Source organism: Mycoplana azooxidifex (assembly GCF_014196765.1).
Classification (GTDB): Bacteria; Pseudomonadota; Alphaproteobacteria; order Rhizobiales; family Rhizobiaceae; genus Mycoplana; species Mycoplana azooxidifex.
On the sequence record NZ_JACIEE010000002.1, the window covers coordinates 388,302 to 409,634 of the forward strand.

Sequence of the window (21,333 nt, forward strand, 5' to 3'; positions counted from 1 at the left end):
GTCGTGACGGGCGGCACTGCAGCAGCGCCGCCGCAATCGCCTCAGAGCTGCCCGATCATCGTCGCCGCAGCCGAGACGGTTGCCTGGCCGGGGCTTTCCTCGATGTTGAGCGTCTTGACCACGCCGTCCTCGACCAGCATCGAGTAACGCTTGGAGCGCACGCCGAGGCCGTTGGCGGTGAGGTCGATGTCGAGGCCGATCGCCTTGGCGAACTGGGCGCCGCCGTCGGCGAGGAAGCGGATCTTGCCGAGGCCGCCGGTCTCCTTGGCCCATGCGGTCATGACGAACGGGTCGTTGACGGCGACGACGGCGATCTCGTCGACGCCCTTGGCGAGGATCGCGTCGCGGTTATCGAGATAGCCGGGCAGGTGGTTCAGCGAGCAGGTCGGCGTGAACGCGCCGGGCACGGCGAAGAGCACGACGCGCTTGCCCTTGAACAGGTCGCCGGTCGAAACCTCCGCCGGGCCGTCCGCGGTCGGTTCCTTGAGCTTCAGGTCGGGCAGTCTCTCACCTACGGCAATCGTCACGATCTTACTCCTTGGCTTGTCTTCGCCGCGCGAATTGCGCAGGCGCCAGGCCGCGGATAATAGGCGCTGGTCAATCGATGACAAGCGGCATTTCCACCGTCCGGCCACCGCTTTCGGCGGTAAAGAGAAGGGCGGCGTCTTCGAGGCTGGCCGCCTTCGGCTTGTGCCGCAGCGGGACTTCCACACGGTAGGAACTGCCGCTGCGCACCGGTGCGGTTCCGGCATCGAACTGGAAGCCCTCCGGCCCGGAAACGAACACCTGCAGCGGCTTCTCCGCCGTCGGTTCGGGCGCGGTGAAGGTGACGGCAAGCGCGCTGCCGTCAGCATTCCAGCGTGCCTCGGTGACGGTGAAGTCGGGCGAGGGGGAGGCCGGCAGGGCAGCCTCTGCCGCCGCTGCCATCGCGGCTTCGATCGGGTTGGCGACGGATGCCTTGGCTGTGTCGACCGAGAGCTCCGCCTGCAGCGGGATGCAGATATTCTCGCAGACGCCGAGGAACACCGATGCCGTGATGCGCTCGCCGTGCGTCGCCTGCTGTCGCTTCAGCGTCAGCGGCAGGGCGAGCGAACGGTCGTAGCCCGTATAGGCCGTGAAGCCGTCGGAAAAGCGCTTGGGCAGGGGAAAGCGGATCGTCTCCACGACCAGCCCGCTTTCCGGCGACATCGTGATCGTAGGCGAGATCCCGCTCTCTCCGGGATCGCGCCAGTAGGTCTTCCAGCCCGGCCGCAGTTCGATGTCGAGAAGCGCGGGAATGCGCCCGTCCGCTAGCTCCGGCAGCACGATCAGGCGGACGCGGCCGCCCTCCGTCTCGGCCCAGGGCGAGGTTGCGGCAACACCCGGCCCCGGCGAGATCGCCAGCAGCGCAAGAGCAAGGAGAAGGAAACGAAAACCTGTCAGAAAACCTGTCATGGGATCACGATTTATGCTTTCGGGATGACGATTGCGTGGTTCCGGCAGCCTTTTCGAAGGGTTTCTCTTGAATGGCGAAGCCGCTGTCCCAGTTCTTTACAATGTTCCTCTCGAAGCGTCGAACAAAAGCGTCAGAGCAGCCAGAAGGCGCTTTTCATTTCGCTGCGAATTGATAGGCTATTTGCATTATGGCGATGTCGGTCCTGAAAAACAGACGAGAACGGGGCTTCCTTGACGGTCAATTCCTGATCGCCATGCCGGGGATGCTCGACAAGAATTTCGAGCGCACGGTCGTCTATATCTGCGCCCATTCCGACGACGGAGCCATGGGCTTCGTCATCAACCGCCCGCAGCAGATGAGCTTCACCGACGTGCTCCTGCACCTGCAACTGGTCGAGGAGGACGAGGTGATCCGCCTGCCGACGCGCACGATCGACTTCCCGATCCGCTCCGGCGGCCCGGTCGAGAGCGGCAGGGGCTTCGTGCTCCACTCCGACGACTATTCGTCGGAATCCAGCATCCCGGTCAGCGACGACATCAGCCTGACGGCCACCCTCGACATCGTCCGCGCCATTTCGCGCGGCGAGGGGCCGCGGCGTGGCCTGCTGATGCTCGGCTATGCCGGCTGGGGCGCGGGACAGCTGGAGAACGAGATCGGCTCCAACGGCTGGCTGAACTGCCCGGCATCGGAAGACCTGATCTTCGATACGCCGGTCGAAGCGAAGTACGACCGCGCTCTGGCGCTGATGGGCGTCACCCCGGCCATGCTTTCCATGGAAGCCGGGCACGCCTGAGCGTCCCGGACGCTGGCGCACGATAGCATGATCGAAGTCTGACCGTCGGGGAACCAACGCCATCCGCGGGCGTTGTGCGCCGGAGCCATGGCGGCACCCGCATCGCCCGTCCCCCTCATGATCCCATGCTGGAGATCCCATGCGCCTCTTTCGTTGTGAAACCTGCGGACAGACGCTGCATTTCGGAAACACGGCCTGCGTCCGCTGCGGCGCGCGGCTCGGTTTCGACACGGCCGACATGCTGCTGCACGCCCTCGTTCCGGTCGGGGAAGACCTCTGGGAGATATCCGGGCGGCCCGGCCGGCGCGTCCGCTTCTGCGACAACGCCGTCATCGACGTGTGCAACTGGCTGGTGCCGGCCGAGAGCGGCCATGCCTTCTGCGGCGCCTGCATCCACAACCGCATCGTGCCGATGACCGATCCGGTCGGGCTGGAGCGCTGGCGCCGCATCGGGGCCGCGCAGCACCACCTGTTCTATTCGCTGCTGCGCTGGAACCTGCCGCATCCGACACGGCAGGAGGCGCCGGAAACCGGCCTCGTCTTCGACATCCTGGCGGACGAGGTGGATGCGAACGGCAACATCGTGCCGGCCATGACCGGCCACGAGGCCGGCCTGATCAGCCTACGGGCCGCAGAGGCAGACGATGCCGTGCGCGAGGCCGTGCGCGTTGCCATGGATGAGCCCTATCGCTCCCTGCTCGGCCACCTGCGCCACGAGGTCGGCCACTTCTACTGGGGGCAGATCGTCACGAAAGAGGAAGACCTCGCCCGCTCACGCGCGCTCTTCGGTGACGAGCGGCAGGACTATGCGGCCGCCCTCCAGTGGCACTACCAGAACGGACCGCCGCCGGACTGGCAGCAGCGCTTCATCAGTTCCTATGCCAGCGCCCATCCGGCCGAGGATTTCGCCGAATGCTGGGCGCACTATCTCCACATCGTCGATACGCTCGAGACGGCCCGCGCCTTCGGCCTCAACATCGATCCGAGGGGAGGCCACGACGAACTCGAAGGGGATGTCAGCTTCGATCCCTATCGCGCACTGAGCGCCGACAAGCTGGTCGATGCCTGGGTGCCGCTCAGCGTCGCCTTCAACGAGATCCAGCGGTCGATGGGCCAGCCGGACAGCTACCCCTTCGTCCTGTCGACGCCCGTGGTCGAGAAGCTGGAGTTCATCCGCGGCCTGGTGGCACGCGCCCGGCAGCACTGATGCGCGCCGGATCGCAGACGATCGCAGGTGACGATTGCAGGCGGCCAGAAGCTCAGGCGCGCTTCATCAGGGGAAATCGTTCCTTCAGCAGACGCAGCACCGAATCGTAGTTGATCGGCGGGCCGAACAGGTAGCTCTGCCCGTATTCGCAGCCCATCCGTCCGAGCTCGATGGCATCCTCTTCCGTCTCGATGCCTTCGGCGACGACCTGCATCTCCAATTCCCGGGCCATCGAGATCACCGAGCGCAGCAGCACGGTCCGCTTGTCGGAGGTATCGCGCACCAGCGCCTTGTCGATCTTGATCGTGTCGAAGGGGAAGCGGGTGAGATAGGCGAGCGAGGAATAGCCGGTGCCGAAATCGTCGAGCGCCAGGCCGAGCCCGGCCTCGCGCAGCTTGTTCAGCACGAGTCGCGCCTGCTCGGCATTCTCCATCACCACCGATTCCGTCAGCTCGAACTTCAGCTTGTGCGGCTCGCAGCGCGTTTTGGAAAGCACCGCGCGCACGTCGTTGTAGAGCTCGTTGTTGAGCAGCTGCGCGCTCGAAAGGTTGACGGAGACGAAGATCGGTAGGTCGCCTGTCTGCAACTGCCAGTCCATCAGGTCGCTCGCCGCCTTGTCGAAGGCGAACGCGCCGAGCTGGCTGATCAGGTCGGACTGCTCGGCAACGGGGATGAACTCCTCCGGCGAGATGCTGCCGCGCTTGGGATGCTCCCAGCGCATCAGCGCCTCGAAGCCCGCGACCTCGGCATCCGAAAGCCGCACGATCGGCTGGTAGACGAGGGAGAGTTCCTTGCGCTCGATCGCCCGGCGCAGGTCCGTCTCCATCTGCAGCCGGTCCGTGCCCATGGTGCGGAAGGCGGGGCGGAACGGCTCGACGCGGTTGCCGCCGGCCTTCTTCGCCCGGTACATGGCAAGCTCGGCGTCGTTGAGCAGGCTTGCCGCGTCCTGCTGCGGATCGAGGCAGGAGACGAGGCCGATCGAGGCGGTCAGGATGATCTCGCGGTTGGCGAAATTGATCGGCACGGTGATCGCCTTTGAGACCGCGTCGGCGAAATCGGCGACCTTGGCGGGGTCGCGTTCCGACAGCAGGATCAGGCCGAACTGGTCGCCGGAAAGGCGCGAAAGCGTGTCCTGCGGCTTCAAGAGCCGGCGCAGCCGCCGCGACAGTGCCACCAGGATGTTGTCGCCGGCGGCGATGCCAAGCGCGTCATTCACCTGCTTGTAGCGGTCGATGTCGATGGCGAGAACCGTCGGCCGCACGGCCTCGCCGGAGCCCGCGATCGACAGCACCGATTGCAGCCGGTCGAGGAAGACCTGCCGGTTGGGCAGGCCGGTGAGATTGTCGTGCAGCGCGTCCTGCAGCAGCCGGTCGACGGAGTTGCGCTGCTCGGTGATGTCGACGATCGTGCCGACGCAGCGGATGATCTCGCCATTGGCGCCGAGCACCGGCCGGGCGCGGATCGCCAGCCAATGATAGTGGCCATCCTCGGCGCGGACGCGGAACTGGTGGTTCAGCCGGCCGCGGCGGTGTTCCAGCAGCACGTCGAGCGTGGCGCGGAAACGGTCGCGGTCGTCGGGATGCAGCCGCGGCAGCCAGTTGCGGGCGGCTCCGTGCATGACGCCGGGCGAAAGGCCGAGCTGGGCGGAAATGTCGGGAATGGTGACGACGCGGTCGCGCGCCACGTCCCAGTCCCACACCGTGTCGCCCGAGCCGGTGAGCGCCAGCGACTGGCGTTCGAGGTCGGAGAACAGGCCCTGCTGGTAGGCGCCGCCGGCAAAGGCGTGCTGCATCACCGTGAACCCGATCAGGAGCACGATCAGCACGAGGCCGCCGCCGAGCGCGGGCTGGATGATGTCGTTGTCGAGCCGGCCCGTCACCGTCATCCAGGCGCCGAACAACCAGACGAGGATCAGCGCCCAGGCGGGCACGAGCAGGATCGCCCGGTCGTAGCGGTTGAAGCCGAGATAGGCGATCAGGATGATGCCGGCCGAAGCCGTCAGCGCAAACGACAGGCGGGCGATGCCGGCTGCGATCGGCGGGTCGTAGACGGCGACGCCGAACAGGAGCCCGAGGCCGAGGATCCAGGCGAGCGTGGCGTAGGAGAGATGGGCGTGCCAGCGGTTCAGGTTCAGGTAGGTGAACAGGAACACGACGAGCCCGACGGCGAGTGAAACCTCCGTTCCCGCCCGCCAGATGCGTTCGTCGCCGGCGGTGATGCTGATGAGCTTCGACAGGAACCCGAAATCGACGCAGATATAGCCGAGCACGGCCCAGGCGAGTGCGGCCGTCGCCGGCAGCATCGAGGTTCCCTTGACGACGAAGAGGATGGTGAGAAACACCGCGAGCAGGCCGGCGATCCCGAGCACGATGCCGCGGTAGAGGGTGAACGCGTTGACCGTGTCCTTGTAGGCGTCCGGCTCCCACAGGTAGATCTGCGGCAGCTCGGGCGTCGCCAGTTCCGCCACGAAGGTGACGACCGTGCCGGGGTTCAGCGTGATGCGGAACACATCCGCCTCCTCGCTCTGCTGGCGGTCGAGGGCAAAGCCTTCGCTGGGCGTGATGGAGAGGATGCGCTGCGAGCCGAGGTCGGGCCAGAACAGCTTGGATCGCACCAGCCGGAAATGCGGCGCGACGATCACGCGGTCGATCTGCTCCTCGGAGATGTTGGCGAGCGCGAACACCGCCCAGTCGCCCTCGTGCGAGGGGTTGGACGCCCGCACCTCGATGCGGCGCACGATGCCGTCAGTGCCGGGTGCGGTGGAGACCTGGAAGGCGTCGCCGCGCCCGGTATAGATCTCCGTCGTCGCCGTCAGGTCGAGTGCCGTGTCGTCGCGGGAGATCTGCACCGGCTCGACGGCGTGCGCGGTCGACAGCAGCGGTCCGACCAGCGAGAGCGCCGCCAGAAGGGTAAGGGCGAGCACCCGGCTGACGAACAGCAGTGTCGGCACGGAACGGATTGTCATTGGAACGTTAATTTCCTGTCGTCTGCGGGTCCAGCAGCCCGCTCTCCGGCGCGGCCTGGATTCGCGGCTGGACCCTGTCCCCTGCCAGCAGCGAATACATCACGTGGTCGCGCCACTCCCCGTTTATCTTCAGATATTCCCTGAGGTAGCCTTCGCGCTGAAAGCCGGCCTTTTCAAGGAGGCGGATGCTCCGCTCGTTGTCAGGAATACAGGCTGCCTCGATACGGTGCAACTGAAGCTCGCCAAAGATATAGGGGATGGCCAGTTTCAGGGCGGAAAGCATGTGGCCACAGCCGGCATGGCGCTCGCCCATCCAGTAGCCCACCATACAGCATTGCGAGGCGCCCCTGCGGATGTAGCCGATCGTCAGGCCGCCCAGCAACTGTTGCTCGGCCTTGAGGAAGAGAAACAGCGGCAGCGCCTGGCCGCTGGCGAACTCTTGTTCGTTGCGCACGACGCGGGCGCGGAAGGAACTCTCGGTAAGCTCATCGTTGCGCCAGGTCGGCTCCCAGGGCTCGAGGAAGCGCCTGCTTTCGGAGCGAAGCGGATACCACTGGCGATAATCGGCAAATCGCGGAAGGCGCAAAAGATGCGTTTCGCTCTCGAGCGCCACGGTGTCGGACTGCCGCGACAGGAACCGAAAGACCGACCGTGCCATGCATTCTTCTCCGTTGCGCCGACCGCGCCGCCTTGCGGTTAACAGTAGGACAATGCCGGCGATCCCGTCAAACCGGATGTTGCGCGCGCCCCTTGTTGGCCGGCGCCGACCCATGAAACGAAAGACCGCCGCGGAACGATCCACGGCGGCCCTCTTTTGGTCTTGCTGCCGGCAGTCGCCGGCAAAGGCTTACCCGGAGGCCGCGCTTCAGCTTGCAGCGCGCTGCGGCGCCGCGCCGCGGGTCAGCGAACCGATGATGTCGCTTGCGGAGGCAAGCTGCTCCAGCGGGCCGATGGCCGAAAGGGTGGGGCGGGTGTCGAAGAACAGCCGGCCGGCGAGGTCCGTCAGCCGGTCGACGGTGATACCGGCGAGGCGTTCCATCAGTTCGTCGTTCGGGATCGGCCTGCCGTAGAGCATCATCTGCCGTGCGATCTGGCCGGCGCGGGCCGCCGGGCTCTCCTGGCCCATCAAGAGCTGTGCGCGGATCTGGGCGCGTGCCCGGTCGATCTCCTGCTGGTCGATCCGGTCGGCCGACTTGCGCAGTTCCTCGATGATCACCGGCACGAGTTCCGGCAGGTTCTCGCCGCCGGTCGCCGCATGGATGCCGAAGATGCCGGTGTCGGAAAAGCCCCAGTGGAAGGCATAGACGGAATAACAAAGGCCGCGATGCTCGCGCACTTCCTGGAACAGCCGCGAGGACATGCCGCCGCCGAGGACGTTCGCCAGGATCTGCGAACAGTAGAAGTCGCGCGCATGATAGGCCTTGCCCTCGAAGCCGAGCAGCACCTGCGCGTCCATCAGGTCGCGCGTCTCGCGCACGTCGCCGCCCGTATAGCTGGCGGCGTCGTAGACCGGCGGCGCCGAGGGCGTCTGCGGCAGCGAGGAGAAGCGCTTCTCCACGTCGCGGACAAAGCTGTCGTGATCGACCGCGCCGGCGGCGACCACGAACATGCGGTCGGTGGTGTAGTTGCGGCCGAGATAGTTGCGGATCTGCCCCGGCTGGAAGGAGAGCACCGTCTCGGGCGTCCCGAGGATTGCCCGGCCGATCGTCTGGTCGCGGTAGGCGACCTCGGAGAACTTGTCGAAGATGACGTCGTCCGGTGTGTCGTTGGCCGCCCCGATCTCCTGCAGGATGACGTGCTTTTCCCGGGAGAGCTCCTCCTCGTCGAATTCCGATTCCGTCAGGATGTCAGCGAGGATGTCGGTCGCGAGCGGCACATGGTCCTTGAGCACGCGGGCGTAGTAGGAGGTCGTCTCGGTGGAGGTGGCGGCATTGACCTCGCCGCCCACGTTCTCGATCTCCTCGGCGATCTCGCGGGCGGTGCGGCGCGCCGTCCCCTTGAAGGCCATGTGCTCGAGCAGGTGGGCGATGCCATGCTCGTCGGTGGTCTCGTTTCGGGAACCGGACTTGATCCACACGCCGAGGGCTACGCTCTCCAGATGCGGCATGGTCTCGGTGACGACCGTCAGACCTGACGGCAGCCTGGTGCACTCAACTTTCATGTTACGACTTTCCGCGATCGCTAGCCCCGAATTCGGGAGTGTCTGCCGATGAAGGCTTCAACGGTATCCAGTTCCGGATCCAGGATTTCGAACCGCTCCTCCCTTTGCATCATGCCAGCAAGCCACGACGGAAGCGCCGGGTCAATACCGCTGGCCGATTTTACCGCGGCGGGGAATTTGGCCGGATGGGCGGTCGAAAGCGTGACCATCGGGCTCGCCGTGCGGGCGTTCTTCGCCGCCACGAAGACGCCGGTCGCCGTGTGCGGATCGAGCAGATAACCGGTCTTTTCAAGTGTTTCGGCGATCGTCGCGGCGACCTGCTTCTGCGTTGCGCGGCCGGCGCGGAACTCCTTGCGGATCGCCTTCAACACCTTCTCGCCGATCTCGAAGGCGCCCGATTGCTTGAGCCCTTCCATCTGCCTGCGGATCGCCTGCGGATCGCGGCCATGGGCCTCGAACAGCAGCCGCTCGAAGTTCGACGAGATCTGGATGTCCATCGACGGCGAGGTGGTGGCGACGACGCCGCGCATCTCGTAGCGCCCGGTCTTGAGCGTGCGCGCCAGGATGTCGTTGTCGTTGGTGGCGATCACCAGCCGGTCGACCGGAAGGCCCATGCGCTTGGCGACGAAGCCGGCGAATATGTCGCCGAAATTGCCGGTCGGCACCGTGAACGAGATCTTCCGGTCCGGCGCGCCGAGCGCGACCGCACTCGTGAAAAAGTAGACGATCTGGGCCATGATGCGCGCCCAGTTGATCGAGTTGACGCCCGAAAGCTGCATCTCCTCGCGGAAGGCCTTGTCGTTGAACATCGCCTTGACGAGGTTCTGGCAGTCGTCGAAATTGCCCTTCACCGCGACCGCATGCACGTTGCCTGCGCTCGACGTGGTCATCTGCCGCTGCTGCACCGGCGAGACCTTTTCATGCGGGAAGAGGATGAAGATGTCGGTGCGCTCGCGTCCGGCAAAGGCGTCGATGGCGGCGCCGCCGGTATCGCCGGAGGTGGCGCCGACGATCGTCGCGCGCTGGCCGCGCTCGGCCAGAACATGGTCCATCAGCCGCGCCAGCAACTGCATCGCCACGTCCTTGAAGGCGAGCGTGGTGCCATGGAAAAGTTCGAGGATGAAGTCGTTTGATCCGGTCTGGATCAGCGGCGCCACGGCCGGATGACGGAAGGTGGCGTAGGCCTCGGCGATCATCGCCTTGAGCGTCGGCTCTGCGATCTCGCCGCCGACAAAGGGCGAGAGCACGGTGAAGGCGACCTCCTGGTAGCTCATGCCGCGCATCGCCCTGATCTGCTTCTTCGAGAACGAGGGCCATTCCTTCGGCACATAGAGCCCACCGTCGCTTGCAAGCCCAGCCAGCAGCGCATCGCAGAAGCCGAGGGTAGGGGCCTCGCCCCGCGTCGAAATGTACTTCACGTGATCATCCCTGAAAGTGAGCGACAGGCCCGCCGTGGGCAGGCTTCCGGAGGGCGGACATGGCGGGCAGCGGGGCCGGGCTGTACAGAACGGCGGTCACGAAACATCCTTCAATTCGGTCGCGGTTCCTGCCGCGTCCCCTGGACATATCCGAACCGGGCGGCATGCACGGTTCCCGTTGCGGCGGACGATGGCAAAGCCGCTCGCCCGAAAGCCTTCTTCCGTCGCATGTATCTCCGGGGGAAATCCTGCATGCGGGCCGATGCAGCAAAAAGTGGAAGGCCGGTTTTGGACAATCGATTTTTTGCCGCACCGCTGCTATAGAGCATCCGCGAGGGTCGAGAAAGGCCCGTTTTTTATAAGTTGTAGCGGGCGCCAGAAGTCCGAATGCAGGGGTGAGACACACGTGATTGGTAAGACACGCCGCCTTCTCGGCATCTCTCTACTCGCCATCGCCGCAGGGTGCAGCCAGACCGACAAGCCGGGCGAGATGGGCGTCGCGGGGGGCACGGGCCAGCAGGCCTCGCAGCAGCCGTCGGTCATCCAGGGCGCCTGCCCGCAGGTCTACCTGCGCGAAGGCACCGCCGTGCACCGGGCCTATGCCCGCGGCGCGAAGGACGATCCGGAAAAGCTGCTCTTCCAGGCGACGCTGTCCGCCACCACGCGCCAGTGCGTGCAGAACGAGAGCAACCTGACCGTCACCGTCATGGCGCAAGGCCGCGTCGTCTCCGGTCCCGCAGGTGCGGCCGGTGCCGTCGCCCTGCCGATCCGCGTTGCCGCCACCGACGGCGACAAGACGCTCTATTCCAACCTCAGCAAGTTCAGCGTCACGATCCCGCCGGAAGGCACGGCGCAATACGTCTTCACCGACGCACAAGTCGTCCTCCCCGGTGGCGCCGGCAGCTTCTCCAAGATCTACGTCGGCTTCGACGAGGGGCCGTACAATACGCAGTGAGGGGACGTGGCGAACAGGGAACGGCGAGTGGCCGATAGATCGGACGTGTTCTGGCGCTTGCCGGGCAGCGTGCTGATCGAAAGGCCGCAGTCAGATTGTCAGCAAGACCTGCTTCGATTACAGTTCATTATCGTTTGAGCATTCGCGCTGGGCGGGGACAAATCCGATTTCCCACGCGACGATTGCTTGAGCCCGACTCGACCGCGGGGTGCTTCTGGGGCGTCGATAAAACGCGGGAAGCGTCACCGCGATGCCGACGCTGAATCGTGAGCGGGGCGCAGAGGTGGAACAGAACTCGCAGATTGGCCCAGCCGGACCTGACGACTTCCCTGCCATTCGAGCCTTGTGCAACGGCTTTCTCGACTGGTGCCGGTCGCGCTATGGCGAGAACGCCTGGTTCGTCGACCGCTACTACACGCCGGAGCAATGGGCCTCACTCCTGAATAGCCTGCCGAGGATCCACGCGGCCCCGGATGGGGAGATCCTTGTTGCCCGCCTGGACGGAAAGGTGGTCGGCTGTGTGATGATGCAGCGGATCGACAAACACACATGTGAGATGAAGCGCATGTTCATCGGCCCTGAGGGCCGGGGCTTGGGGCTGGGCCGCCGCCTCGCCGAGACCCTCGTGCGCGTGGCTGCCGAGCGAGGCTACACCACCATGCGGCTGGACACCGGGCGCAATCACGACGAGGCCCTGCGCCTCTATCGCTCTCTCGGATTTATGGAGATCACTCCCTACTATGAAGCGCCTCCCGAACTGCGCAACCATCTCGTCTTCATGGAAGCGTCCCTGGCAGCTTAGCTCCGCTGTCCCGGAATGCCATTTCGGGTCTGACGGCTTTTGCAGCCTGCGGTAACTTTCGCTACTCGCTCACATCGCTTCCTGCCATTCCGCCAGCGCCGCAATCACCTCCGGCAGATCGCTCATGCGCGAAATCACCGTCTCCGCGCCGGCATCGGTCAGCCGGTCGGCATGCGAGGGATAGGTGTGCGAGGCGCCGGTGAAGCCGACGACGCGCATGCCGGCGGCGCGCGCGCCATGGATGCCGTGCACGGAATCCTCGATCACCAGCGTGCGGGCCGGATCGGCGTCGAACTGCTTGGCGCCATGCAGGAAGATGTCCGGCTTCGGCTTCACCCGGTCGGGGCCGAGGTCCTTGGCCGAGTAGATGTGCGGCGCAAAGACCTCCTTCAGCCCGACCCGCGTCAGCATCAGGTCCAGCCGGTGCGAGGCGGAATTCGAGCAGATGCAATAGGGGCGACGCAGCCGCGACAGGGCGAATTTCACGCCCTCGATGACCTTGACCTCGTTGGCCAGCCGCGCGTCGAGCAGTTTCTCCGACTTGTCGAGCAGCGTCGCCGAAAGCGGGATGGAGGCCTCGCGTTCGATGGTGAGCAGGATGTTGTGCCAGGTCATGCCCGCGAAGCGCTCGCCCATCTCCTCGACGCCGATCGGATAGCCGGCCTCGGTCAGCAAGCGGGATTCGACCTCCGCCGCGATGATCTCGGAATCGACGAGAACGCCGTCGCAATCGAAAATGATGAGGTCGAAACCTTCCATGGAAACTGTCCTATCGGGAGGGGCACGAAGCCGGCGCGACCGCGATGCGGCGCAAAATGGATATGCGGAGGCATTTATACGATGCGGCCGCAAAGCTCAACATCGACTGCCGGTTTGCCGCAAACATCGGCGCGCTCGACAGGGTTGGTCGAGCCTTCTATCAGTAACGCATGACGAACAGCCAAGACGACACGATCGCAAGCCGCATCAGCCGCGTTCTCGCCGAGCGGATCATCTCCGGCGCGCTGCCGCCCGGCGCGCGGCTGCGCCAGGATCATCTGGCCGAAGAGTTCGGCGCCAGCCATGTCCCGGTCCGCGAGGCGTTCCGGCGGCTGGAGGCGCAGGGGCTCGCCGTCAGCGAACCGCGCCGCGGCGTGCGCGTCGCCGCCTTCGACCTGCGCGAGGTGCGCGAAGTGGCCGAGATGCGCGCGGCGCTCGAGGTGCTGGCGTTGCGCCACGCCATTGCCAACCTGACGCCGGCCATCCTGGAGCGGGCGGCCGAGGCGACCACGGCGGCCGATGCCGCGCGCGACGTCCGCGCCTGGGAGGCGGCCAACCGGGCCTTCCACCGCCTGATCCTGGAGCCCTGCGCCATGCCGCGCCTTATGGCCTCGATCGACGACCTGCATGCCGCCAGCGCCCGCTTCCTGTTTTCCGCCTGGCAATCGAGCTGGCAGCCGCGCACCGACCACGATCATCGCGCAATCCTCGCAGCGCTCAGGGACGGCAACGGCGAGGAGGCCGTCTCGATCCTCGGCCGACACGTGCAGTGGATCGGCCGCACGCCCGTGCGCAACGCCACCGGCGAGACCCGCGAGATCTTCTCGATCGTCGGCTGATGGGCGGCCGTCCCAACGGCCGGGCGCGTAACTTGTGAATTATCTATAATTTTTTTCACGCCACGAAAGGCCTGTTTTTCAGGGCGGACGTGCAGGTTCCGCCTGCGTGAGTCGCATCAGCACCCTCTGTCAGCTGCTTGACGGTTCAACGGATTTCGACCTAGCGTAGGAATTATAGATAATTATTCCGGTTATCTATAAATCTCGCCAGGAGGATTTTGATGTTCCAACTCGCTGCCGCCGGCCCGTCCGGTTTCGATCCCTTGCGCCTTAATGCGCGTTCCGCCCCGATGCGCATCGCCTTCGTGCTGGCCGGCACGCTGGCGCTGGCGCTCGCCTCGCGCATCAGCGTGCCGATGGTGCCGGTGCCGATCACGATGCAGACCTTCGCCGTCACCATGATCGGTGCGCTTTATGGCTGGCGGCTCGGCACGCTCACCGTGCTGGCCTGGCTCGGCGAGGGCATGGCCGGCCTGCCGGTGCTTGCAGGCGGGACAGGGGGCATCGCCCATTTCGCCGGGCCGACCGCGGGCTATCTCGTCTCCTTCCCGCTGATGGCGGCGCTGGTCGGCTGGCTGGCCGAGCGTGGCTGGACGGGCAGCCGGATCGTTCCGAGCTTCGCGGCGCATTTCGCCGCCAACATCTTCTGCCTGGCGCTAGGCGGCGCATGGCTCGCGACGCTGATCGGCCTGGAGAAGGCGCTGATGCTGGGCGTCGTCCCCTTCGTGCTCGGCGCGCTGCTGAAGTCCGCGCTCGCAGCCGCCGTGCTGAAGGCCGTCGCACCCCGCCCCGTGCGCGACCTGTCCTGACCTCCGCAGCACCGTGACTGTCCGGCTCCGCGCCCATCACCTGCTCTGCATGTTGACCTTCGTCGGCAAGGGCTACAGCCCCGCCTTCGTCGACAACTACAGGGCGATCGCCCGCCGGCTTTCGGCGGGCGAGACAATCCTTGTCGTCGAGGGGCCGGACGATATCTGCGCGCCGCTGCTGGACGGCGATACCCATTGCCACGACGAAAGCGTCGCCGGGCGCGACCGGCAGGCCGCGGAAGCCGTGTCCGCCCTGACAAGCACCGCGGTCGCCGCAGGCACGACCATCGTGCCGGACGAGGCGCTGCTGGAGCGCCTGCGCTCCGCCTTCGGCAGTGGCGATCTGCGCACAGCCTGTGGCGGCTGCGAGTGGAGCGATCTCTGCTCGCGCGTCTCAGCCCACGGCTTTCCCGGCGTCCTCGTGGGCAGGGCACCGGCCACCGGCGAAGGCTGTTGAAGTTTCGCTGCAGTGCCTTCACGCGCTGCCGCAAGAGGGAGAATCGAAATGTGAGGATCGCGCGCCAAGCCTCGAATTCGATTCGGCTTTTGATAGTGACGCCGTGCTCAGCGGCGCTCCGGCAGCGGGAACAGATCGAGGAACTGCCGCTCGCCCTTGGGCGTGAAATGGATTGCGCGGCTGTCTTCGCTGCGCCGCGCCCAGCCCGTCTCGATGAAGCGCGAAAGCAGCGCCTCGCCGAGTGAGCCGGCAAGGTGCGAACGCCGTTCACTCCAGTCGAGGCAGGTGCGGCAGACCGGCCGCCGCTGGCTCCGGAGCCCGGTGACGTCTATGCCGATCCCGGCCATCTTCGCTTCGCCCTCGGCAGTCAGCGCCGCATCGTCGCCGTCGACTGAGACATGCCCGTCGGCGACCAGCCGGTCGAGCATGCGCACGCCGAAGTCGCCGGCAAGGTGGTTGTAGCAGACGCGCGCCTTGCGCAGCGCCGGGTCCTTCGGGCCGGGCCGGGCGCGCAGGAAACCGCGATGGGCGGCAAAGCCCATCAGCCCCTCCAGCATCAGCCCGACCTCGTCGTCGGCGAGCGCGAAGTAGCGATGCCGTCCCTGCTTGCGCTGGCTGACGAGGCCGCCCGCTTCCAGCTTCGCAAGATGCGAACTCGCCGTCGAAAGGGTGATGCCGGCGGCCCCCGCAAGCTCCGTCGCCGTCAGCGCCCGGCCGCCCATCAGCACGGTCAGCATGTTGGCGCGGGCAGGGTCGCCGATGAGCGCGCCGATCTGCGCTATGTCCGGTCCTTCTTTCATACTTCGATCGTAACCGAAGCATTGTCGTCGCGCAACATGCCATCCTGCGGTCATCGAAACAGAAAAGGACGCACCGATGATCACCTGCTTCATCCGCTACGAGATCGACCCGTTCAAGAAGGAGGAATTTGCCACCTACGCCCGCAACTGGGGCGAGGCCATCCCGCGCAACGGCGCCGGCCTGATCGGCTATTTCGCCCCGCACGAGGGCTCGGCTACGGCCGCCTACGGCGTCTACACCATCGAAAGCCTCGCCGCCTACGAGGCCTATCGCGCCCGGCTCGCCGCCGATCCGCTGGGTGCGGAGAACTACGCGTTCGCCCGCCGCGAGCGCTTCATCCTCAAGGAGGACCGCATCTTCCTGAAGAACGTCTCGACGCCGCATGCCGATCGGGTGCAACGATGATCGCCGTCATCTTCGAGGTCGCACCGGCACCCGGCCGCCGCGACGTCTATCTGAACCTCGCCGCCGGCCTTGTCGCGCAACTGCAGGAGATCGACGGCTTCGTCTCGATCGAGCGCTTCGAGAGCCTGTCGGTGCCGGGCAAGATCCTGTCCTTGTCCTTCTGGCGCGACGAGGCCGCGGTCACAGCCTGGCGCAACGGCGCCGACCACCGCACAGCCCAGAAGGCCGGCCGGGACGGCGTCTTCGCCGACTATCGCCTGCGGGTGGTCAAGGTGCTGCGCGACTACGGCATGTTCGAGCGCGACGAGGCGCCGGAGGATAGCCGGACGGTGCACGATGCTGCGTAAGAGGTGAGGTTACTGGGGCCCGCCGATGGATGCCCGAAGGGCGAGAAGCGCCTTCTTGAGGGCAGGCAGGTCATGTGCCGCGACATTCCATATCACGTCGTCGGCGATGCGGTGGTACTCGTGACGCAGGATATTGCCCATGCCGCGGATGGACCGCCACGGAATGCCCGGCGCCTGCCGGAGCATCGCATCGGGGATGTGCCTGCTCGCTTCGGAAATGATCTCGATGGCGCGCTGGACCGCGAGCCGGAGAATGTCGTCCTTGCCAAAATCTTCACGCGTCCTCCTGCGAGCGCGGTCTCGATCAGTGCGATCGTCTCCAGCATCTCGGTCAGGATCACTTCGATATCGTGCGCCATCAGAAGACACGTATCGCCGAGGTTTCGATCTTGTCCTTCAGCCTCGGATGCAGGCTGTCGCGCGTCGTCACGTCCACTCCGGTCGCAAGCTCGTCCTCCAGGAAAAGCTTGATGCTGGCGAGATCGACGAGGGAGAACCTCCGCTCAACATCGTAGTCGATGAAAAGATCGACGTCGCTTTCCTGTCCGGCCTCGTCGCGCGCCACCGAGCCGAAGAGATAGAGCGAGGTGGCTCCGAGGGCGCGGATGGCGTCCTCGTTCTTCATCAGCCGTTCGATCGCCTCGCTCTTCCTCATGTCCGTCTTTTACCGCATCGGCCGTCCATTTTCCATTCGACGATTATTTCGCAAGCTGCGCGCTCTGCCTTCACCCTTCGGTAACCAACTTCGGTAACCATAAGGGAGAGCCCAATTCGTATCCTAGTAAGCGTATCAGCGAGTATCCGATGTCCCATGTTCTTTCGCTTGCAGAAGCCCGTTCGGTCCGTCCCAATGGCTGGCTGGACACGATCATCCGCGGCGACTGCGTCGCAGCCCTGGACGCCCTGCCGGACCAGTCGGTGGACGTCATTTTCGCCGATCCGCCCTACAACCTCCAGCTCGGCGGCACGCTCCATAGGCCCGACCAGAGCCTCGTCGATGCCGTCGACGACGAATGGGACCAGTTCGCCTCCTTCGAGGCCTACGACGCCTTCACCCGCGCCTGGCTGCTCGCCTGCCGCCGCGTGCTCAAGCCGAACGGCACCATCTGGGTGATCGGCTCCTACCACAACATCTTCCGCGTCGGCGCCACGCTGCAGGATCTCAACTTCTGGATCCTCAACGACGTCGTCTGGCGCAAGACCAATCCGATGCCGAACTTCAAGGGTCGCCGCTTCCAGAACGCGCACGAGACGATGATCTGGGCGAGCCGCGACGCCAAGGCCAAGGGCTACACCTTCAACTACGACGCCATGAAGGCTGCCAACGACGACGTGCAGATGCGCTCCGACTGGCTGTTTCCTATCTGCTCGGGCGGCGAACGCCTGAAGGGCGCCGACGGCAAGAAGGTGCATCCGACGCAGAAGCCGGAGGCGCTGCTCGCCCGCGTCATCATGGCCTCGACGAAGCCCGGCGACGTCGTGCTCGATCCTTTCTTCGGCTCCGGCACCACCGGCGCCGTCGCCAAGCGCCTCGGTCGCCACTTCGTCGGCATCGAGCGCGAGCAGGACTATATCGATGCAGCCCTTGCCCGCATCGCCGCGGTCCAGCCGCTCGGCAACCAGACGCTGACCGTCCTGAGCGGCAAGAAGGCCGAGCCGCGCGTCGCCTTCAACACGCTGGTTGAAAGCGGGCTGATCGCGCCTGGCACGGTATTGACGGATGCACGCCGCCGCCACAGCGCCATCGTGCGCGCCGACGGCACCATTGCGTCCGGTGCGGATGGCGGCTCGATCCACCGCGTCGGCGCCAGGGTGCAGGGGCTGGATGCGTGCAACGGCTGGACCTTCTGGCACTATGCCGAGGGCAGCGAACTGAAGCCGATCGACGCGCTCCGTTCCGTCATCCGCAGCGACATGGCCAAGCTCGAAGGCTGAGCCGGGCGCGAAAGCGGATCGGCAAAGACATACCTCCTGTCGTGGCCTTCGGCGTTCCCTGCGCCGGAGGTCGCGGCAGTTTCGGTCCCCGGATCTCGCGGAAGGATCCGGCACGGATGAGGCTTGCGGCTATTCGTCCGCGCGAACCGTTCGGGCGCATTCGCCCGCGGGTAGACATGGACAAAGCCTCGACTGTGTGGGCACAATGCCCTCGCACATGCCGGGAGGAAATGAGGGCCACCAACAATAATCAAGAGACCGGTGGAACCCGGGGCGTCGGATTGCATTCATAACGTGTAAAGCGGGAGGCGATCATGAGGCATATCGAAATCGGAAACCTCGATCCGGAACAGGCAAAGCGTGTCTGGGAGGTTACTGAATACTGCCGCAAGGCCGGCGTCAGCCGGAGGGAAGAGCAAAGGCTGATCAAGATACTCGGCCGCTATGCTTCCGCCCACGAACTGCAGATGAACATCGTTCGTCCCAACAATCGCTCCCGCTGCTGAATTTCAGCCGGAAGCCGCTTCCTCGAGACGCCGCTCGCGCGTCTTCTCTCCAAGTTTCACATCCTGTCCCTGCTGCGGTACGTAGCTCAGCTCCTGCTCCCTTGGGCGCAGGAATGTAAGTCTTTACGAATATTCGGAGAATACCCGGTTTGGCGGCCGGCGTTCAGCGGCGGTTAACCATCCGGGCCTAAGGTCGACAGCAGACAGACAGAGCTTCCGTCTTTCCGGTTTCGTACCTTCAGTCCCGGAGAGACGAAAACGCCCGGGACCGGCAACGGCCCCGGGCGTTTTTTGTCATGGCCGGGTTTGTCATAGTCGGGTTTTCAGGTGACATGATCAGAGCGTGATGCCGTGCGCGGCGAGGTCGCTCTTCAGCTTCTCGCCATCCTTGAAGTGCACGGCGTTCCAGCCGGCGGCCCGGGCGCCCTCGACGTTCTTCTCCGCATCGTCGATGAAGAGCGTGTGTTGAGGTTCCAGGCCGAAGTCGCGCGCATGCCGCTCGTAGATGGCGACGTCCGGCTTGATCAGGCCGATCTCGCCCGAAACCGTCACCCCGCGCGGCAGGTCGAGGAAGGGGTAGAGCTTGCGCGCCTCCTTGAAGGTGTCGGCGGCGAAATTGGTCAGCATGGTGACGTCGCGGCCATCGGACACCAGCGTCTCCATGATCGCGACGCTCTCGACATAGGCGTGCGAGACCATCTCCTGCCAGAGCTTGCGGAAGGCGCGGATGTTTTCCTCGTGCTCGGGATAGTCCCTGATCAGCAGCGCTTCGGCGTCTTCCCATGTCCGGCCGCGGTCCTGTTCCAGGTTCCAGTCGTGCGTGCAGACATTGGCGAAGAACCAGTTGCGCTCCGCATCGTCGGGGATCAGCCGGCTGAACGGGATGTGGGGGTCGTAATGGATCAGCACCCGACCGATGTCGAAGACGATGTGGTGGATTTCGATGGTCATGGGATGCTTACCCTCTCGATTGCATCGGCTCTATTGCGCGGGGCCGCGGCTGGAACGCGTCCGGAATAGCCTGCTTGATTGCTTTCTTCATGACGCTGGGCAGCGCCTCTCCCGCAAGGCTTTCCTCGGGTTCCCACCATCCCGGTCCGACACCCTGTCCTGCAGCGGTCGTGCGGCTGACCCTGGAACGGAAGACCGTGAGGCGCAACTCGAAATGCGTGAACACGTGGACGACCGTCCCGCAGTCGTGCCACTTGCCGTCGAAGGGCGCGGTATCCGTGCCGGTGTCGCCGTCCTGCCTTGCCGTCCAGTCGGTGTTCGGCACCTCGGTCATGCCGCCGAGCAGCCCGTGGCCGGGTCGCTTGCGCAAGAACACAGCCCCCGTCTCGTCGATAGCAACGAAGGCGGCGCCCAACCGGACAGGCCTTTCCTTCTTGCCCGCCTTCACCGGAAAGCGCTCCGGATCGTCGCTCGCAAGTGCTGCGCAGGACTCGTTGACCGGACAGAGCGCGCAGGCCGGCCGCTTCGGCGTGCAGATCGTGGCGCCGAGATCCATCATCGCCTGGGCGAAGTCCCCCGGCCGCGCGGTCGGCGTCATCCTGGCGACGAGGGCGCGCATCAGCGGCTTGGAGCCGGGCAGTGGAGCATCGACGGCGTTCAGCCGCGAGATGACGCGCTCGACATTGCCGTCGAGCACGGCCGCCGGCCGGTCGAAGGCGATGGCGGCGATGGCGGCCGCCGTATAGTCGCCGATGCCGGGCAAGGCCTTCAGGCCCTCCTCCGTATCGGGGAAGCGCCCGCCATGCGAATATGCGACGGCTTCGGCGCATTTCTTCAGGTTGCGCGCTCGCGCATAGTAGCCGAGCCCGGCCCAGGCCTTCATCACCTCTTCCGTCTCCGCCTCGGCAAGGCCTGTGACCGTCGGCCATTTGGCGGTGAAGAGCGTGAAGTAGGATTTCACCGCCTGCACGGTCGTCTGCTGCAGCATCACCTCCGAAAGCCAGACCTTGTAGGGATCCGGCCGGATGCCGCGCGCGGCCATCGGCGGCGAGATGCGCCAGGGCAGGTCGCGATGGTGCCGGTCGTACCAGGCGACGATCTTTCCGGTCTGGTCTGCGGCGGCGGGTGATTTCGTCATCAGTTTGCCTGGACGCGATAAGGAAGCGTATAACTGGCGAAGCAACGCTATTTCTTCAAGGCAAATTTCGCCTGCCGAGGAATATTTTCCGCTGGAGTACCTGCCGTGAATTCCCGACCCGCCCGCAAGGGTGCCCAGCAGATCAGCGAGGTCGCCAACCGCCTGATCGATCCCGTGCTTGCCAGGCGCGCCGGCATCAACACCATGCTGCTCGGATCCTGGGACGAGATCGCCGGCAGCGCCTTTGCCGATTGCAGCCGGCCGGAGAAGATCGCCTGGCCGCGCCGGGTGTCGGAGATGGCCGGCGAGGACGGCGGCCACCAGCCCGGCACGCTGACGATCGCCTGCGAGGGCTCGCGCGCGCTGTTCCTGTCGCATCAGCAGGGCGAGCTCATCCAGCGCATCAACGGCTTCTTCGGCTTCCCGGCGATCCGCCAGATCCGGATCGTGCAGAAGCCGGTGACGCCGCCCGCAAGGCGCCGGCGCCCGCCGCGGCCGCTCACCGGCGAGGCGGCGCGTCATCTGGACGCACTGGTGGAGGGGATCGAGGGCGACGCGCTGAAAGCGGCGCTGAAACGGCTCGGCACCGCAGTCCTCGGCCAAAAGGGGTCCAAGCGCCCCTGAGCGGCACCATCACAAGGTCACAATTC

The 21,333-nt window shown here is 65.5% G+C and carries 24 protein-coding genes; 12 read left to right on the forward strand and 12 right to left on the reverse strand.

Annotation, left to right across the window (positions count from 1 at the left end; translation table 11 throughout):
* Positions 1-41: 41 nt before the first annotated feature.
* Together GGQ64_RS05275 and GGQ64_RS27740 are read right to left on the reverse strand one after the other, a co-directional pair.
* Complete coding sequence (locus tag GGQ64_RS05275) at positions 42-527, reverse strand: redoxin family protein (protein WP_183800145.1); 486 nt, start codon at positions 525-527, stop codon at positions 42-44.
* 70 nt (positions 528-597) lie between these two features.
* On the reverse strand, positions 598-1,434 hold the full coding sequence (locus tag GGQ64_RS27740) for a protein-disulfide reductase DsbD domain-containing protein (protein WP_183800149.1): 837 nt from the start codon (positions 1,432-1,434) through the stop codon (positions 598-600).
* 188 nt (positions 1,435-1,622) lie between these two features.
* Between GGQ64_RS27740 and GGQ64_RS05285 the strand changes: the two genes are divergently transcribed.
* Together GGQ64_RS05285 and GGQ64_RS05290 are read left to right on the forward strand one after the other, a co-directional pair.
* Positions 1,623-2,228 carry a YqgE/AlgH family protein gene (locus tag GGQ64_RS05285; RefSeq protein ID WP_183800152.1) on the forward strand — a complete coding sequence of 202 codons (606 nt, stop codon included), beginning with the start codon at positions 1,623-1,625 and terminating at the stop codon, positions 2,226-2,228.
* 139 nt (positions 2,229-2,367) lie between these two features.
* Positions 2,368-3,435 carry a zinc-binding metallopeptidase family protein gene (locus tag GGQ64_RS05290; RefSeq protein WP_183800155.1) on the forward strand — a complete coding sequence of 356 codons (1,068 nt, stop codon included), beginning with the start codon at positions 2,368-2,370 and terminating at the stop codon, positions 3,433-3,435.
* A gap of 52 nt (positions 3,436-3,487) precedes the next feature.
* Here the strand turns inward: GGQ64_RS05290 and GGQ64_RS05295 are convergent, their stop codons facing one another.
* From GGQ64_RS05295 to thrC, 4 genes are all read right to left on the reverse strand, one after another.
* Positions 3,488-6,400 carry a sensor domain-containing phosphodiesterase gene (locus tag GGQ64_RS05295; RefSeq protein ID WP_183800158.1) on the reverse strand — a complete coding sequence of 971 codons (2,913 nt, stop codon included), beginning with the start codon at positions 6,398-6,400 and terminating at the stop codon, positions 3,488-3,490.
* Between the two features lie 7 nt (positions 6,401-6,407).
* Positions 6,408-7,058, reverse strand: a complete 651-nt coding sequence (locus GGQ64_RS05300; protein ID WP_183800878.1) for a GNAT family N-acetyltransferase — start codon at positions 7,056-7,058, stop codon at positions 6,408-6,410.
* A gap of 207 nt (positions 7,059-7,265) precedes the next feature.
* A complete protein-coding gene (locus GGQ64_RS05305) occupies positions 7,266-8,561 on the reverse strand; it encodes a M16 family metallopeptidase (protein ID WP_183800161.1) in 1,296 nt (431 codons plus the stop codon).
* Positions 8,562-8,581: 20 nt separating this feature from the next.
* Positions 8,582-9,979, reverse strand: coding sequence for a threonine synthase (thrC, locus tag GGQ64_RS05310; RefSeq protein WP_183800164.1), 1,398 nt, complete (start codon positions 9,977-9,979; stop codon positions 8,582-8,584).
* 406 nt (positions 9,980-10,385) lie between these two features.
* Here thrC and GGQ64_RS05315 point away from each other — a divergent pair, with 406 nt between their 5' ends.
* Both GGQ64_RS05315 and GGQ64_RS05320 read left to right on the forward strand, forming a co-directional pair.
* Positions 10,386-10,934, forward strand: a complete 549-nt coding sequence (locus GGQ64_RS05315) for a hypothetical protein (protein ID WP_183800168.1) — start codon at positions 10,386-10,388, stop codon at positions 10,932-10,934.
* Positions 10,935-11,184: 250 nt separating this feature from the next.
* Positions 11,185-11,736 (forward strand): GNAT family N-acetyltransferase, encoded by a 552-nt coding sequence (locus tag GGQ64_RS05320; protein ID WP_210300151.1) that lies wholly within the window; start codon positions 11,185-11,187, stop codon positions 11,734-11,736.
* Positions 11,737-11,805: 69 nt separating this feature from the next.
* Here the strand turns inward: GGQ64_RS05320 and GGQ64_RS05325 are convergent, their stop codons facing one another.
* Positions 11,806-12,495 (reverse strand): HAD family hydrolase, encoded by a 690-nt coding sequence (locus GGQ64_RS05325; protein WP_183800171.1) that lies wholly within the window; start codon positions 12,493-12,495, stop codon positions 11,806-11,808.
* Positions 12,496-12,665: 170 nt separating this feature from the next.
* Here GGQ64_RS05325 and GGQ64_RS05330 point away from each other — a divergent pair, with 170 nt between their 5' ends.
* The 3 genes from GGQ64_RS05330 (at position 12,666) to GGQ64_RS05340 (ending at position 14,600) form a co-directional block, all read left to right on the forward strand.
* Positions 12,666-13,334: a GntR family transcriptional regulator gene (locus GGQ64_RS05330; RefSeq protein ID WP_183800174.1), complete on the forward strand. Its 669-nt coding sequence runs from the start codon at positions 12,666-12,668 to the stop codon at positions 13,332-13,334.
* A 221-nt stretch (positions 13,335-13,555) separates the two neighbouring features.
* Positions 13,556-14,143 carry a biotin transporter BioY gene (locus tag GGQ64_RS05335; RefSeq protein ID WP_183800177.1) on the forward strand — a complete coding sequence of 196 codons (588 nt, stop codon included), beginning with the start codon at positions 13,556-13,558 and terminating at the stop codon, positions 14,141-14,143.
* A gap of 13 nt (positions 14,144-14,156) precedes the next feature.
* Complete coding sequence (locus GGQ64_RS05340; protein WP_183800180.1) at positions 14,157-14,600, forward strand: DUF1284 domain-containing protein; 444 nt, start codon at positions 14,157-14,159, stop codon at positions 14,598-14,600.
* 107 nt (positions 14,601-14,707) lie between these two features.
* Here GGQ64_RS05340 and GGQ64_RS05345 read toward each other — a convergent pair whose 3' ends face one another.
* Entirely contained in the window at positions 14,708-15,400 is a 693-nt protein-coding gene (locus tag GGQ64_RS05345) for an ArsR/SmtB family transcription factor (RefSeq protein ID WP_183800183.1), read from the reverse strand.
* Between the two features lie 76 nt (positions 15,401-15,476).
* Here GGQ64_RS05345 and GGQ64_RS05350 point away from each other — a divergent pair, with 76 nt between their 5' ends.
* Positions 15,477-15,806, forward strand: a complete 330-nt coding sequence (locus tag GGQ64_RS05350; RefSeq protein WP_183800186.1) for an NIPSNAP family protein — start codon at positions 15,477-15,479, stop codon at positions 15,804-15,806.
* Positions 15,803-16,153, forward strand: a complete 351-nt coding sequence (locus GGQ64_RS05355) for an antibiotic biosynthesis monooxygenase family protein (RefSeq protein WP_183800189.1) — start codon at positions 15,803-15,805, stop codon at positions 16,151-16,153. The genes GGQ64_RS05350 and GGQ64_RS05355 overlap by 4 nt, the downstream gene beginning before the upstream one ends.
* Before the next feature lie 9 nt (positions 16,154-16,162).
* Here the strand turns inward: GGQ64_RS05355 and GGQ64_RS28180 are convergent, their stop codons facing one another.
* On the reverse strand, positions 16,163-16,522 hold the full coding sequence (locus GGQ64_RS28180) for a HepT-like ribonuclease domain-containing protein (protein WP_343059419.1): 360 nt from the start codon (positions 16,520-16,522) through the stop codon (positions 16,163-16,165).
* Positions 16,512-16,808, reverse strand: coding sequence for a nucleotidyltransferase family protein (locus GGQ64_RS05365; protein WP_183800192.1), 297 nt, complete (start codon positions 16,806-16,808; stop codon positions 16,512-16,514). The genes GGQ64_RS28180 and GGQ64_RS05365 overlap by 11 nt, the downstream gene beginning before the upstream one ends.
* Positions 16,809-16,957: 149 nt before the next feature.
* Here GGQ64_RS05365 and GGQ64_RS05370 point away from each other — a divergent pair, with 149 nt between their 5' ends.
* Together GGQ64_RS05370 and GGQ64_RS05375 are read left to right on the forward strand one after the other, a co-directional pair.
* Positions 16,958-18,088, forward strand: coding sequence for a site-specific DNA-methyltransferase (locus GGQ64_RS05370; RefSeq protein WP_183800195.1), 1,131 nt, complete (start codon positions 16,958-16,960; stop codon positions 18,086-18,088).
* A gap of 314 nt (positions 18,089-18,402) precedes the next feature.
* The gene (locus GGQ64_RS05375) at positions 18,403-18,594 is read left to right on the forward strand and encodes a hypothetical protein (RefSeq protein WP_183800198.1); all 192 of its coding nucleotides are present in this window, start codon (positions 18,403-18,405) and stop codon (positions 18,592-18,594) included.
* A 336-nt stretch (positions 18,595-18,930) separates the two neighbouring features.
* On the opposite strand, the gene GGQ64_RS05380 is transcribed toward GGQ64_RS05375, so the two are convergent.
* Together GGQ64_RS05380 and mutY are read right to left on the reverse strand one after the other, a co-directional pair.
* Positions 18,931-19,545, reverse strand: a complete 615-nt coding sequence (locus tag GGQ64_RS05380; RefSeq protein WP_183800201.1) for an HAD family hydrolase — start codon at positions 19,543-19,545, stop codon at positions 18,931-18,933.
* A 7-nt stretch (positions 19,546-19,552) separates the two neighbouring features.
* Positions 19,553-20,686 (reverse strand): A/G-specific adenine glycosylase, encoded by a 1,134-nt coding sequence (mutY, locus tag GGQ64_RS05385; RefSeq protein WP_425488494.1) that lies wholly within the window; start codon positions 20,684-20,686, stop codon positions 19,553-19,555.
* Between the two features lie 102 nt (positions 20,687-20,788).
* Between mutY and GGQ64_RS05390 the strand changes: the two genes are divergently transcribed.
* Positions 20,789-21,307, forward strand: a complete 519-nt coding sequence (locus tag GGQ64_RS05390) for a DciA family protein (RefSeq protein WP_183800208.1) — start codon at positions 20,789-20,791, stop codon at positions 21,305-21,307.
* Positions 21,308-21,333 lie beyond the last annotated feature (26 nt).

Coding starts and splice junctions, on each gene's coding strand:
- GGQ64_RS05295 (WP_183800158.1), bottom strand. CDS start 6,400: ATGACAATCCGTTCCGTGCCGACACTGCTGTTCGTCAGCCGGGTGCTC.
- GGQ64_RS05355 (WP_183800189.1), top strand. CDS start 15,803: ATGATCGCCGTCATCTTCGAGGTCGCACCGGCACCCGGCCGCCGCGAC.
- GGQ64_RS05300 (WP_183800878.1), bottom strand. CDS start 7,058: ATGGCACGGTCGGTCTTTCGGTTCCTGTCGCGGCAGTCCGACACCGTG.
- GGQ64_RS05335 (WP_183800177.1), top strand. CDS start 13,556: ATGTTCCAACTCGCTGCCGCCGGCCCGTCCGGTTTCGATCCCTTGCGC.
- GGQ64_RS05380 (WP_183800201.1), bottom strand. CDS start 19,545: ATGACCATCGAAATCCACCACATCGTCTTCGACATCGGTCGGGTGCTG.
- GGQ64_RS05290 (WP_183800155.1), top strand. CDS start 2,368: ATGCGCCTCTTTCGTTGTGAAACCTGCGGACAGACGCTGCATTTCGGA.
- GGQ64_RS05365 (WP_183800192.1), bottom strand. CDS start 16,808: ATGAGGAAGAGCGAGGCGATCGAACGGCTGATGAAGAACGAGGACGCC.
- GGQ64_RS05285 (WP_183800152.1), top strand. CDS start 1,623: ATGGCGATGTCGGTCCTGAAAAACAGACGAGAACGGGGCTTCCTTGAC.
- GGQ64_RS27740 (WP_183800149.1), bottom strand. CDS start 1,434: ATGACAGGTTTTCTGACAGGTTTTCGTTTCCTTCTCCTTGCTCTTGCG.
- GGQ64_RS05375 (WP_183800198.1), top strand. CDS start 18,403: ATGAGGCATATCGAAATCGGAAACCTCGATCCGGAACAGGCAAAGCGT.
- GGQ64_RS05325 (WP_183800171.1), bottom strand. CDS start 12,495: ATGGAAGGTTTCGACCTCATCATTTTCGATTGCGACGGCGTTCTCGTC.
- GGQ64_RS05370 (WP_183800195.1), top strand. CDS start 16,958: ATGTCCCATGTTCTTTCGCTTGCAGAAGCCCGTTCGGTCCGTCCCAAT.
- GGQ64_RS05305 (WP_183800161.1), bottom strand. CDS start 8,561: ATGAAAGTTGAGTGCACCAGGCTGCCGTCAGGTCTGACGGTCGTCACC.
- GGQ64_RS05345 (WP_183800183.1), bottom strand. CDS start 15,400: ATGAAAGAAGGACCGGACATAGCGCAGATCGGCGCGCTCATCGGCGAC.
- GGQ64_RS05320 (WP_210300151.1), top strand. CDS start 11,185: ATGCCGACGCTGAATCGTGAGCGGGGCGCAGAGGTGGAACAGAACTCG.
- GGQ64_RS05350 (WP_183800186.1), top strand. CDS start 15,477: ATGATCACCTGCTTCATCCGCTACGAGATCGACCCGTTCAAGAAGGAG.
- GGQ64_RS05330 (WP_183800174.1), top strand. CDS start 12,666: ATGACGAACAGCCAAGACGACACGATCGCAAGCCGCATCAGCCGCGTT.